Below are 11868 nucleotides of genomic sequence, written 5' to 3'. Positions count from 1 at the left end.
GCGATGCTTGTTTATGCGGCGATGAATCTCAAAAAACTCGCCACCTGGCGGTGGCGACAAATAGGCGCTTGTCTATTGGGGCTTCTTTTTTCTGTCGATGGCACAACAAAGGCCTCCGAAATCCATTTTCGGAGGCCTTTGTCTACAATCTGAACAGACTCCACCCAAAGGAGTCTGTTTTTTAATGTATAAAAGCGAAGAATTTTTTCCTGCCTTCTCCCTTGCCTATAATGGATTTCCTTTCCTGCTGCAGCCTCTCCCCTCCCTTTACAAAATCTTAACAATTCCTTTATTTACACTACAGCTTATCATGCTTTAAAACTGTAGAGGGTATTGCAGTAATCTGTGTTAGATAGACATCAAGGGGAGGAATCATTGTTTTGGATATTCAAACGCTTTTGTTTACATTTTTCGGTGGTTTGGGCATCTTTTTATTCGGTATTAAATTCATGGGAGACGGGCTTCAAAAGATTGCCGGTGACGGTCTTCGCAACCTTTTAGATAAATTTACAAGTAATCCGTTTTTAGGCGTGCTTACTGGTACTGTAGTTACAATTCTTATTCAGTCCAGCTCCAGTACCACCGTTTTAACCGTCGGTCTGGTCAGCGCAGGCTTTATGACGCTCCGCCAGGCGATCGGTGTCATTATGGGAGCCAATATCGGAACAACTGTTACAGCATTTATTATCGGAATCGATTTAGAGGCTTATGCTCTGCCGATTTTATTCCTCGGCACAGTAATGATTTTTTTCTTCAAAAACAAAAAAACCAACAACATTGGTCAGACCTTTTTCGGTTTCGGAGCCCTGTTTTATGGCCTGAAGTTAATGGGAGAAGGCGTGGCTCCTCTAGAAGATTTACCTGCCTTTAATGATTTAACCATTAGTATGAGTGAAAACCCACTGCTCGGAGTGTTGGTTGGCGTACTGTTCACTGTTGGACTGCAGAGCTCATCAGCAACGATTGGCCTGCTCCAGGAACTGTTCAGCCAGGGGACGATCCCCCTCGAAGCAGCACTGCCGATCCTTTTTGGTGATAACATCGGCACTACTATTACCGCCGTAATTGCAGCCATTGGGGCCTCAGTAGCAGCTAAACGGGCCGCGATGGTTCACGTGATCTTCAACTTACTAGGGGCAGTGATCGTGCTGATTCTGCTCGTGCCATACACCGCATTCATCAGCTATCTGCAGGATGCACTGCAATTAAATCCACCAATGACTATTGCCTTTGCGCACGGAATCTTCAATGCCGCCAACGTATTGATTCAGGTGCCTTTCGTAGGGGTTCTTGCCTACATTGTGACCAAACTGATTCCGAGCCGGGAAAAGGAAATCGACTACACAACAAAGCATCTTGATCCACTCTTTATTCAGCAATCACCGTCCATTGCCCTCGATCAGGCTAAATTAGAGACGCTCCGGATGGCGGAATATGCTGAAAAAGGATTGAAACAAAGCGAATCCTATCTAGAAACCAAAAATAAAAAAAGCGCCGAAAAAATTGTTAAATATGAAGAAGCTGTCAATAATCTGGATAAAAATATTACCAATTATTTAACCGGCATTTCTTCTAGATCTCTTTCATCCGAGAGCTCACGCCAGCATTCGGTTCTCATGGATACTACGAGAGACATTGAACGTGTGAGCGACCATGTAGAAAATCTGATGGAGCTCGTGGATTATCAGGTCTCCAATAAGGTAACCCTCTCCCCGGAAGCCTACAAGGACTTGAATCAGATGTACGAATTAACCATGAGTACATTTTCTCAATCAATTGAAGCACTCGGGCAGGATAACCACGAAATTGCCAGTCAGGTACTGCAGCAGGAAGAAGAGATTGACCGGCTTGAACGGCAGCTGCGCAAAAAACACATTCTGCGCCTTAATGAAGGCCAGTGCTCCGGTTCCGCCGGCATTGTATTTGTAGACTTCCTAAGCAACCTCGAACGGATCGGTGATCATGCTGTAAACATTGCTGAAACCGTGCTCGATGATGATCACAAAATGAAAGAAAGCAATTAATAAGCAGGCAGCGCCCTTACAGTTTGGGCGCTGCTTTTTTCGCGCAAATCACTACTTTCAACAGACCCCTTCCTTTCTTCGTGAAATGTACTACCTTTATCCCCCTTGCATATTTACCATTTTTAAACAGGTGAACCATATATCATCTATTTACCTATTGTAAAAGCTATAAAAATCCAACATACTGAATTTAGTGATAACTATTAGAAAGAGGGGCTTGAAATGAATAAGAAAAATAGTACAGATTGTCCAAAAGTGTTGGCCGAGCTGGATGAAAAACAAGCGCGTCTCGATAAGTATCGGAAAGAAATCAGGGAAGGCAAAAATAAAGATGTGAAAGACCTTGATGATTTAAACAAAACTCTTCAAAATAAAAAAAGTTGAACGAAATTTTATATACCACTGTAAATTCAGCGTCTTAAATATAGAAGCGTTTAATTGATACAGCTTTCGATTAAAAAGAGCAGGTCTGCTTCTTCTGGGCAGGACCTGCTCTTTTTGGTATTATTAATTTTATATGCTCTGTCTGCACTCTGTTTCATCCCTGTGATTTTTTATTAAAACCTTTCACAGCAGTAACATTCACCTTTCCTTTAAAAGGAGCGATCAAAGCTATGTGGCATTTTATCAAGTTGTATTTTGGCCTTGCAGTCGGGCTCGCGGTCTTTTTTGCTCTTGTGCTGTTAGCTGCCGGTGCCTACGGATAAGCCCCCCTTTTAAAATTTCCCCGCCCAGGCTACGTAGAAAAGCCTTTTAGATGTCTCCCACAGAGCTCTAAAAGGCTTTTTTTTAATGGTTGTTCGCTTAAGCATTAGTCCTGCTTATGCAGTTCCATTTCAATATTAATTTTCACATCTTCGCCAACAAGTACCCCGCCTGTTTCAAGCGTAGCGTTCCATGTTAAACCGAATTCTTTCCGGTTAATGGTTGTCTGGCCGCTGAAGCCGGCTACTATGTTTCCGCTCATCGGATCTTTACTTTGGCCTTCAAACGTAACATCGACCGTAACTTCTTTGGTTGTGCCTTTAATCGTAAGATCTCCGGTCACGTCATATTCACTTTCTCCCGTTTTTTTAACTTCCTTGCCGACAAACGTCATGTTGGGATAGTTTTCAGCATCAAAGAAGTCTGCCGACCGTAAATGACCATCACGGTTTTCATCACTGGTATTAATACTCGCTACATCGATTACCACTTCGATTTCTGCGTCTGTTAAGTCTTCCACGTCCACCTTTAAAGTAGCGTCAAATTTGTCAAACGTGCCTTTCGCTTTTGAGATCATCATGTGCTTTACCGAAAATCCAATTTCACTGTGTACAGGGTCCACGGACCAGACTGTTTTTGCCATAAGTAACTCCTCCTAAAAATTCATTCAATTAAATCCATGAAGCTACAACTAGTATAAAGGTATCAAGTCTTTAAATCTAGTATCCTGCTTTGAAAATAATAAATATTCCGTCATTTTCAAATGATTTCTCTTTATCTATTAAGACTAATTTTGTCTTTTATTCTCATTATGTTTTACACTAATTGTGAAGTCAGCCGTATATTTCATCTCAGATATCATGGCACTTCGCAAGCCTTTTTCGTATGAAACACCTTATATTAATATCGAGAGGAGACTTTACGATGAAATTTTCTGTATCAGCCCTTTTTCTTGCCTCATTTGTTTTTCTGGCCGGTTGCGGCGGCAGTGACGGAGGAAATGAATCCGAAAGCACCAGTGAAAACGCCGATGCTCAAACAATGGAGGTCACCGCTACTGACTTTGAATTCGACCAGGAGGAATACACCGTTAACGCCGGAGAACCTGTAAACATCAGCTTAACGAGCCAGGAGGGCGGACACGGTCTTGCTATTGACAACTTTGATGTAGACATTCAGGGGGAAGGAGAAGCAACGTTCACCCCGGAAGAACCCGGAGAGTATAACATTTACTGCAGCGTTCCATGCGGTGAGGGACATGCATATATGACCGCCACCCTAATTGTTCAGTAAGCCGGAGCTCACCGGCCTATTTTTACTTTTTCTGCAAAAAAAGCCGCCGTGCCTGTATTTAGGCACGGCGGCTATCAATTTAACCGTATTTATTCTTTAATTGGAAGCGGCGCCTCAGGGGAAACCAGCTTCTCTTTACGCAGTTCCTGCCAGAAAGCTGCAGGAATATCGGCGTTTAATGCTTCGAGGTTGTCCTGAATACGCTGCGGCCGACTTGCTCCTGGTATAACAGCCGCCACTGCCGGATGAGCGGCTGAAAACTGCAGGGACGCTGCAATCAGGCTCACATTGTGACGTTCAGCAATGGATTTCATCTGCTCGACACGGGAAGCAATTTCCGGCGGGATATCCGAGTATTCGTACGTGGAACCGCCGGCGAGCACGCCTGATCCGTAAGGTGCTCCGACCACAATGCTAACATCCTGCGCCTCCGCTTCCGGCATCAAGCGCTGAAGCGCACGTTCGTGGTTAAGCAGCGTATAACGGGTAGCCTGCAGGCTGATATCCGGATTGGAATCTTCAAGGTCGAGAGCGAGCTCAATCGGCTCCGTCCGGTTTACTCCAATCCCCCAGGATTGAATAACGCCCTCTTCCCGTAGTTTGGTCAGCTCACGGAATGCGCCTGTTCTTGCCTCTTCAAATTTAGCGAGCCATTCGTCTCCCTGAAAATCCGGAGAAATGTCATGCACATACACAAAATCAATCCGGTCCATCTGCAGGCGCTCAAGGCTCTGCTCAATCGACCGGCGTGTGCCTTCCGCAGTATAATCATCAATTACTTTATTTTGGCGGCCATTGGCAAACAATCCTTCTTTTTTTTCCGTTTCTTCAGAAATATAGCGACCGACTTTCGTACTTAATACAAAATCGTCGCGGTTATGCCTGGCCAGCGCTTTGCCTAAGCGCAGCTCCGCAAGCCCAGCTCCGTAAAAAGGTGCAGTGTCAAAATAACGGATGCCGTGTTCCCATGCTGTTTCAATTGTTTTTAAAGCTTCCTCTTCTGGAATATCACGGTACATATTTCCAAGCGGCGCGGTGCCGAAGCCGAGTTTTCCTTCCTGCTTCAAATTAATCATAAACTTTGTCCTCCTCTATAAAGGTATATCCATTATTTGCAATTAAGCGGCCGCTCCAACGTATCTCACCTGTAACGACCCAGGTTCCTGCCAACGATCACTCTATTTTAGTTACCTTTCACAGTAAGATTTAAACATCGATGCCCAAATAGATATTATACGTATCCCGATATCAGATTTTCATCCAAAATTTCTCATGAAACACTTGAATACATAGTTCTTCAGCCGATATTATTATTAAAACGACATCATTTGGAGGTCATCTATGAAGAACGGTTGCGACGTTTGCATGCCCGGCCATCAGGGCTACACGTTCATTTTTGAAAACGACCAGTCTCCTGCCCTGCTCACCCCTTACTTCAGTGAATACAGCGAAAACCAATGGCAGGAAGTAAATAATCGCATGGTATGGATGGATGAAACCATTGCTTTTGATTTGCTGGATTACCTGGAAGATCATTATAATCCCGAAGAAATTTTTATTTTTCCGGCAAAAAAGAATAATCCTTTGGAAGATGAAGCGAACAAACAGCCGCTTCGCTCCCTCCACGCTTACAAAGAAGCAGGCTGGATCGATGAAATTATCGATCAGGAACAGATACAGTCACATTATCAGCCTATCGTCCGGCCAGATAACGGAAGCTATACTATTGTTGGGCACGAGCTGCTTTCCCGCGGAAAAGCATCAGACGGAAGCATGATTGCCCCATTCTTTTTGCTTGAGGCGGCGCGCATCCGCCACCGGCTGTTTGCGCTTGACCGCGCCTGCCGGATCGTTTCTGTCAAAAATGCAGCCATCATTAAAGACAAGCTCATTTTCATCAATTTTATTCCGACCGCTATTTATGTGCCTGAACACTGTTTATCGACCACTATTTCCCTCATCAATGAAATGGGCATTGCCCCGGAAAACGTAGTATTTGAAGTTGTGGAAAGCGATGAAGTGCAGGATATTGATCACCTGAAAAGTATACTCAATTATTACCGGCGTCACGGTTTCAAATATGCTTTAGACGACGTAGGCACCGGGGCCAATGACCTTAAAAAGCTATCTTACCTTGAGCCGGATATTGTTAAACTGGCCAGAGAATATTCCGACGGCGTAAGCCGGGACCCCGAAAAACAAAAAATCGCAGCGTCGCTGCTGCAGGTAGCTGCCTATACCGACTCTCAGCCACTTGCTGAAGGAGTCGAACATAAAGAAGATGCCGATTACTTAGCCGACATGGGCTACGAGCTGTTTCAGGGATATTATTTCGCTAAGCCGCAGGAGCAGCCTCTGGATTCCCTTTCTCACACCGTTAATACAAACCATTGATCTTGCAAAGCATGTGCCCCGCACGTGCTTTTCTCCGTTTCTTTCAATCGCAGGTCAAATGGCTTCACCTATACAAATGGACCCTCCGGCTTCAGTGCCAGGGGGTCTTTTCATATTAATACCATTTAGATAGCTTATGACCAGGCTTACATTATACATCAATAAAGCGGCTGCCCTTTTCTGTCACCACCGGATCCACATATTCCACTTTTTCTTCCTCGTCTGTTACTTTTTCTGCTTCGAGCATCGCTTCTTTGATCAAATAATCAAAATGCGCTTCTTCATTAGGGTCATCCGGGGAAATTGTCCCCTGTTCTTTAGCGGCAATGCGGGCAATCAGCAGCAGCTCTTTCAGTAAATCGTTATCCATACAGACACTCCTCCTTTATCTCCGCGGTGGATGAACAGAAATTCTCCGTGCGTCTTAACTCTGATGTTCTTTTTGTTCGATGTTTAATTGATGCACCGTGCGCACCAGGTCATTTTTTTGATCGTTAGCTTCGTCCGGGAAAAAGACCCCGTACATGCAGCCGCCGTTTTGTTTTTCCTTTCGTTTTATATGACCGTGAAGGACAAAATTTTTGTGAAGCGAGCGAAAGGAAAAAGTCAAAAGTACCCGGTCTGTGACCGGTAAATTTAGATGGGAAAAGAAACGCATGCCCCCGCCGGAGAGATCATGGATCGTCATGTCACCTGCCGCGCTGTTCACGATAGTATTGTCCATCCGGTAAATGAAAAAGGTTCCGTGGAGTGGCTGATCTTCGAAATAGTAGCGTAGGTTTTTTCTTGATTCCGGCATACCCTTCTCCTTTATCTTTGCGTGAAATAAGTGCGGTATTAATAGTATATAGGCTCTGTCTTTCGATTTCAAAAATGTTTTTAGTGCAGTATGCCAGGCCGTTCACCTCCCATTCAGTCCTGCTCTTCTTTGAAATAAAGATTGACTTTATCTATGCTCCGGAATATGATTAATATAGAATAAAAGGGGAGTAGCTTTCCTGCATCTGCATCGTCATGACGGGCTTTGAAGCCCCGGTGCTGATGGTAGTTACCAGACTATAAGCGAGACCTTTTCTTCTCCGCAGCAATTTCGGGGGAGGGAAAGGTTTTTTTGATGCCTTTTCCTTCGAATCATTCAGGGAAAAGGCTTTTTTCATGCCTTTTCTCATAAGGGGAGAAAAGAAATGGATATAGGTTTATTGATGGAATACAGCTGGGTTTTAGTTATTCTGGTTCTGCTTGAGGGTGTACTGGCAGCTGATAACGCGATGGTTTTGGCGGTAATGGTCAAGGATCTGCCTGAAAAACAGCGTAAAAAAGCTCTTTTTTACGGGTTGTTTGGCGCTTTTCTTTTCCGGTTTGGATCTCTGTTTATCATCAGTTTTCTGGCGGGGGTATGGCAGGTGCAGGCTATCGGTGCTGCCTACCTTCTCTATATCGCTATTAATCATATTATTAGGCATATGGTCCGCCACCGCCAGCAGCAAAACGTGACTGCTGCCGCACAGGAAACTAAATCGCCCGGCTTCTGGAAGACTGTTTTTAAAGTAGAGCTCGCAGATATTGCGTTTGCCGTCGATTCGATTCTTGCAGGAGTTGCTCTCGCTATTACTCTTCCAGCCTCCGGTCTTCCGGCAATTGGCGGTCTTGACGGCGGAATCTTCGCGGTGATTTTATTCGGCGGATTAATTGGAGTCGTCATTATGCGTTTTGCCGCCGGTAAATTTGTTACCCTGCTTGAAAAACGTCCAGGCCTTGAAATAACCGCCTTCGTTATCGTAGGGTGGGTCGGTGTCAAACTCGCAGTTTACGCTTTGAGTCACCCTTCCCTGCACATTATTCCGGAAGCATTCTCTCATTCACCGCTGTGGAAGGCTTCCTTTTATATTGTCCTCGTTGTGATCGCGGTCAGCGGTTGGTTTTTATCCAGTCCGAAATCAGCAGATGAAACGGTGAAAGAACATTAAACATTAATGAAGTACAGCTTCACACACAACCTCAGGCCCCTTTAAGCAGATGAAAGCTTAAAGGGCTTTTTTTTAATAGCCCTCTTCCATTTCTGAAGTTTAGTTATATAGACTGAAGGTAAAAAGACAGATAGAATGGAACTTTTAATTTTACGGCTGACGAGAGCCGAAGGAGCCTGTTTATGCCATATTTCACTTCAAAAAACACATCACTCTATTATGAACAGCGGGGCCAGGGGCCCGTGCTTGTGTTTATTTCCCCTCCCGGTCTCGGCTGCGCGGCCTTTGAGCAGCAGCACCCGCTGGAAGACCAGTTTCGGGTTGTTACCTTTGATCCACGGGGAAACGGCAGAAGCGAACGCAGTGAAGCCGCTGACGGCACCATCAGACAGTGGACGGAGGATATTTACGCCCTTATATCTCATCTTGGGGCTGACCAGGTTATTCTTTGCGGCTATTCCTTTGGCGGCCTGCCAGCTCAGGAATTTGCTTACAAATATCCCGAAAAGACGAAAGCGCTCGTATTAATCAGCAGCTTTCCCAAAGTACGAACGTTTCTGTTGGCCGGAAAATTCCGCCTTGGCATTTGGAGCACGTATGAAAACCTGCTCGGTACACTTGGCAAAGGCCTTGCCTTTTCTCATACCAAAAAGCAGGACCAGCAGGCACGCATCGAAAAAAATATTGAGAACAGCGATCCCGGTATTATGGAGCAAATGTACTTGAATGGCAGGCATTATGACAGCACCGGCTTTCTCCCTCATATTACCTGCCCCGTGCTTACGATATTTGGCAGCAACGATGTGTTTGTAAAAAAGCATCAGCATGATTTTAAATCCCGGCTCCCTCACATGCAAAATGTGCATATTCAGGGAAAGGTACACCAGCTTCCTACCAGAGCTGCCGGCGAAGTGAATGCCATCATCAAAAATTTTGTTAACAGCAATGTCTATGCAAAAACTCAAAATGATGTTTATTGAAAAAGCATAAAGGATATATGTTTATAGTTCATTCTTACTTTGAATATTGAGCACGGCGGTAATGGTTGGATAATAAGCTAACCCATGAGCCAGCAGAAGAAAGCTTTTTCTTTGCTGACTCTTTTTTTAATTTCCTGAACCATTGCTTCCATATTTTAAACAAAAAGGAGTAGATATAATGAGTAACACATCATCCAGAAAGACACTGCCGATTATTGCCCTATCAGCCGCTGCTATCGGGGGAGGCGTCTACTGGTATACGAAAGGCTCAGGAAGTACCAGCAACAATGATAGTGGCAGCAGCGAAGGCATTAAGGATAAAGTAAACAAAGCGAACCAGGAAGTTGACACAGAGGAACTGAAAAGCCGCTTTCAGCGCACAGTAGAACTTGCTAAGCAGGCAACGACCCAGCTGCAGGAGATTTACAATGATTACGGCAAAGACATTATTGAACAAATCCAACAGGTGAAAAAAGACTCTGAAGGCGTCGTATCTACAGCTAAAGAAGCTGGCGATGAGCTGAAGGATGTAGCTGACACAGCTAAAGAAGCCGAGCAGGAGCTCGAAGGAGTCAAGGATCAGGCAAAACAGGGCGCAGAGCAGGTTTCTTCTTCTGATTCTTCCTCTAATAATTCCAGCGCCTCTTCTTCTGAAACTAGTGGCAGCCAAAATATCCAGGAGTCTCCGGAAGAAGAAATTAAGCGCAAAGACAACCAGGCCGATATTGAGCCGCAGGAAGAAGGAAAAAACCAGCGTGACCCAAATAGCAATAGCTAAGCTTTTCTCCGCGGAGAAAGCAAAAGATTTTCTAAAACGAGTTAAACCACCGGGTACGGCCCTGGTGGTTTTTTTATGCCCCGCTCATATATCAGTTTTTTCCGCATACTTTCCGTCGTCTACATGCGTAACACCAAATGGCTCTTTTCCGTGGCCGTTATAGTATACATCCAGATCATGAAATATACGGTGAATCGTTTCTGCCGTTTGCTCTTCTTCTAAATCAGACTGCTCTTTCCGCTGAAAGCGTTCATTCCAGCCGGCAGCATTGCGAAGATCCCTCGCTAAATCCGGATTGTCTGTCTGCGCAGCCAGTGACTTCAGCTTTTCTATTTTTTCTTCAGGCTCCTGAATGTTTTCTGCATCCACCATTTTTTCACCCCCGTAGCCCGTCAGGTCATTCCATCGGTCATGCCGGGCAGCAATATAATTTTTCATTTCCCCTTCCCGCTGTACTTTCTTTTCTGCTTTTGTCAGCTGGTGCTCCTTGTCTGCCTCTTTTTCCGGGTTATTTTCTTCCTCCTGCTCTGCTCCGGCTGTCTGTTTTTCCATTTCTTCAAGCCATGGATACACTACATAAATGCTGAGCACTGCGGTGAAAATGAAGATCCCGGCTGCCAGCAGCGTGACAAGTCTTTTCATAAAATTCCCCCTGCTGTATCTGTACATAAACAGAATAAAACCGCCGGATATAATAACATCCCGCGGTTCCAGTATTATGTATTCATATTTATTTTATCATACATAAAATACCATTTTAAGGATTCGTTTTTCACCCAAGAAAAAACAGGCAGAGTTTCTGCCTGAAGACTTTTGGGACTACTCCCCGGCCTGCTTAGCATTCTTTAGGAGGATAGTCTTTTTAAAATACTCCATTTATCCCGTTTGGAAACGTAGGCCCGCTCCTTAAACACCTGGTAGTTGTTTTTCCGTACTGATTCCAAAATGGCCTGATACATATAAGCAGCGCCTTTGACGGGATACCTTGCATCCTTGGGATACTGTTCAACAGATTCAAGTGCCTCTGTATACAGCTCTTCTGCCCGTGCGGCAGTATCCTCCCACGCCCGGACAAATGAGGAATCAAGGCGGTGCTGGTGAAGATCCCTGGTGGTATAGCCATGCTTTTCGAGTATTTCAACCGGAAAATATATGCGCCCCCGCTCCAGGTCTTCACCTACATCGCGAAGGATATTGGTCAGCTGCATCGCCTTTCCAAGGGCGATAGCGCCCGGCTTCAGATGTTCAAAACGCTCGGGGGAAAGGATCGGCAGAAGCATCAGCCCTACAGTGCCTGCTACATAATAGGAATACCCTTCAACTTCTTCCAATGTGTAATAAAAAATTTTTTCCAAATCCATATACTGGCCCTGAATCATATCTATAAAAGGCTGTACTTCCATATCGAATCGTTCGAAAGTATCCCTCAGGGCAATCCATTGCAGGGACGGCTGATAGAATGGATCGCGGAGAAACTGATGAAACATCGTTTCAAATTCCTTTAATTCCTGCTCCGGATTTTCCCCTTCATCCACAATATCATCGACGGCCCGGCAAAAAGCATAAACGGCCCAGACGCCCTGTCTTTTTTCAAGCGGCAGAATATCAAATGCCTTCGAAAAAGTTTTACTGTGCATTGCAATAATACGATGACATTCTTCGTATGCTTCTTCTAACGTTGATTTCATACTTCTCATCCCCTCTCCCGCGTTTCAGAAGCCAAGCGA

The 11868-nt window shown here is 44.8% G+C and carries 13 protein-coding genes; 7 read left to right on the top strand and 6 right to left on the bottom strand.

What is annotated here, in order from left to right:
• Positions 1–374 precede the first annotated feature (374 nt).
• A complete protein-coding gene (locus ACTRXI_RS07840) occupies positions 375–2024 on the top strand; it encodes a Na/Pi cotransporter family protein (RefSeq protein WP_474261880.1) in 1650 nt (549 codons plus the stop codon).
• Positions 2025–2246: 222 nt separating this feature from the next.
• Positions 2247–2408 carry a hypothetical protein gene (locus ACTRXI_RS07835; RefSeq protein ID WP_474261870.1) on the top strand — a complete coding sequence of 54 codons (162 nt, stop codon included), beginning with the start codon at positions 2247–2249 and terminating at the stop codon, positions 2406–2408.
• Between the two features lie 427 nt (positions 2409–2835).
• On the opposite strand, the gene ACTRXI_RS07830 is transcribed toward ACTRXI_RS07835, so the two are convergent.
• Positions 2836–3372 carry a YceI family protein gene (locus ACTRXI_RS07830; RefSeq protein ID WP_474261869.1) on the bottom strand — a complete coding sequence of 179 codons (537 nt, stop codon included), beginning with the start codon at positions 3370–3372 and terminating at the stop codon, positions 2836–2838.
• A gap of 281 nt (positions 3373–3653) precedes the next feature.
• Here ACTRXI_RS07830 and ACTRXI_RS07825 point away from each other — a divergent pair, with 281 nt between their 5' ends.
• The gene (locus tag ACTRXI_RS07825) at positions 3654–4022 is read left to right on the top strand and encodes a cupredoxin domain-containing protein (RefSeq protein ID WP_474261868.1); all 369 of its coding nucleotides are present in this window, start codon (positions 3654–3656) and stop codon (positions 4020–4022) included.
• An 89-nt stretch (positions 4023–4111) separates the two neighbouring features.
• On the opposite strand, the gene ACTRXI_RS07820 is transcribed toward ACTRXI_RS07825, so the two are convergent.
• Positions 4112–5098 carry an aldo/keto reductase gene (locus ACTRXI_RS07820; RefSeq protein WP_474261867.1) on the bottom strand — a complete coding sequence of 329 codons (987 nt, stop codon included), beginning with the start codon at positions 5096–5098 and terminating at the stop codon, positions 4112–4114.
• Positions 5099–5363: 265 nt separating this feature from the next.
• On the opposite strand from ACTRXI_RS07820, the gene ACTRXI_RS07815 reads away from it, so the two are divergent.
• The gene (locus tag ACTRXI_RS07815) at positions 5364–6416 is read left to right on the top strand and encodes an EAL domain-containing protein (protein WP_474261866.1); all 1053 of its coding nucleotides are present in this window, start codon (positions 5364–5366) and stop codon (positions 6414–6416) included.
• A 151-nt stretch (positions 6417–6567) separates the two neighbouring features.
• Here ACTRXI_RS07815 and ACTRXI_RS07810 read toward each other — a convergent pair whose 3' ends face one another.
• Positions 6568–6786, bottom strand: coding sequence for a hypothetical protein (locus tag ACTRXI_RS07810; protein WP_474261865.1), 219 nt, complete (start codon positions 6784–6786; stop codon positions 6568–6570).
• Between the two features lie 54 nt (positions 6787–6840).
• Positions 6841–7215 (bottom strand): PilZ domain-containing protein, encoded by a 375-nt coding sequence (locus ACTRXI_RS07805; protein ID WP_474261864.1) that lies wholly within the window; start codon positions 7213–7215, stop codon positions 6841–6843.
• Positions 7216–7600: 385 nt separating this feature from the next.
• Here ACTRXI_RS07805 and ACTRXI_RS07800 point away from each other — a divergent pair, with 385 nt between their 5' ends.
• The 3 genes from ACTRXI_RS07800 to ACTRXI_RS07790 all read left to right on the top strand — a co-directional run bounded on the left by ACTRXI_RS07800 (position 7601) and on the right by ACTRXI_RS07790 (position 10141).
• On the top strand, positions 7601–8383 hold the full coding sequence (locus ACTRXI_RS07800) for a TerC family protein (RefSeq protein ID WP_474261863.1): 783 nt from the start codon (positions 7601–7603) through the stop codon (positions 8381–8383).
• A gap of 182 nt (positions 8384–8565) precedes the next feature.
• Entirely contained in the window at positions 8566–9363 is a 798-nt protein-coding gene (locus tag ACTRXI_RS07795) for an alpha/beta fold hydrolase (protein WP_474261862.1), read from the top strand.
• A 178-nt stretch (positions 9364–9541) separates the two neighbouring features.
• Positions 9542–10141 carry a hypothetical protein gene (locus ACTRXI_RS07790; protein WP_474261861.1) on the top strand — a complete coding sequence of 200 codons (600 nt, stop codon included), beginning with the start codon at positions 9542–9544 and terminating at the stop codon, positions 10139–10141.
• Between the two features lie 84 nt (positions 10142–10225).
• Here the strand turns inward: ACTRXI_RS07790 and ACTRXI_RS07785 are convergent, their stop codons facing one another.
• Both ACTRXI_RS07785 and ACTRXI_RS07780 read right to left on the bottom strand, forming a co-directional pair.
• Complete coding sequence (locus ACTRXI_RS07785) at positions 10226–10783, bottom strand: hypothetical protein (RefSeq protein WP_474261860.1); 558 nt, start codon at positions 10781–10783, stop codon at positions 10226–10228.
• Between the two features lie 203 nt (positions 10784–10986).
• Entirely contained in the window at positions 10987–11829 is an 843-nt protein-coding gene (locus tag ACTRXI_RS07780) for a phytoene/squalene synthase family protein (RefSeq protein ID WP_474261859.1), read from the bottom strand.
• Between the last annotated feature and the right edge of the window lie 39 nt (positions 11830–11868).

It is taken from the genome of Marinococcus sp. LNHM4E3-1, from assembly GCF_056034405.1.
This window is presented reverse-complemented; position numbering and strand designations above follow the sequence as displayed.

What these genes read in the sequence shown, in the direction of transcription:
- ACTRXI_RS07835 (WP_474261870.1), top strand. Translation starts at nt 2,247, where the DNA reads ATGAATAAGAAAAATAGTACAGATTGTCCAAAAGTGTTGGCCGAGCTG.
- ACTRXI_RS07830 (WP_474261869.1), bottom strand. Translation starts at nt 3,372, where the DNA reads ATGGCAAAAACAGTCTGGTCCGTGGACCCTGTACACAGTGAAATTGGA.
- ACTRXI_RS07825 (WP_474261868.1), top strand. Translation starts at nt 3,654, where the DNA reads ATGAAATTTTCTGTATCAGCCCTTTTTCTTGCCTCATTTGTTTTTCTG.
- ACTRXI_RS07820 (WP_474261867.1), bottom strand. Translation starts at nt 5,098, where the DNA reads ATGATTAATTTGAAGCAGGAAGGAAAACTCGGCTTCGGCACCGCGCCG.
- ACTRXI_RS07815 (WP_474261866.1), top strand. Translation starts at nt 5,364, where the DNA reads ATGAAGAACGGTTGCGACGTTTGCATGCCCGGCCATCAGGGCTACACG.
- ACTRXI_RS07810 (WP_474261865.1), bottom strand. Translation starts at nt 6,786, where the DNA reads ATGGATAACGATTTACTGAAAGAGCTGCTGCTGATTGCCCGCATTGCC.
- ACTRXI_RS07805 (WP_474261864.1), bottom strand. Translation starts at nt 7,215, where the DNA reads ATGCCGGAATCAAGAAAAAACCTACGCTACTATTTCGAAGATCAGCCA.
- ACTRXI_RS07800 (WP_474261863.1), top strand. Translation starts at nt 7,601, where the DNA reads ATGGATATAGGTTTATTGATGGAATACAGCTGGGTTTTAGTTATTCTG.
- ACTRXI_RS07795 (WP_474261862.1), top strand. Translation starts at nt 8,566, where the DNA reads ATGCCATATTTCACTTCAAAAAACACATCACTCTATTATGAACAGCGG.
- ACTRXI_RS07790 (WP_474261861.1), top strand. Translation starts at nt 9,542, where the DNA reads ATGAGTAACACATCATCCAGAAAGACACTGCCGATTATTGCCCTATCA.
- ACTRXI_RS07785 (WP_474261860.1), bottom strand. Translation starts at nt 10,783, where the DNA reads ATGAAAAGACTTGTCACGCTGCTGGCAGCCGGGATCTTCATTTTCACC.
- ACTRXI_RS07780 (WP_474261859.1), bottom strand. Translation starts at nt 11,829, where the DNA reads ATGAAATCAACGTTAGAAGAAGCATACGAAGAATGTCATCGTATTATT.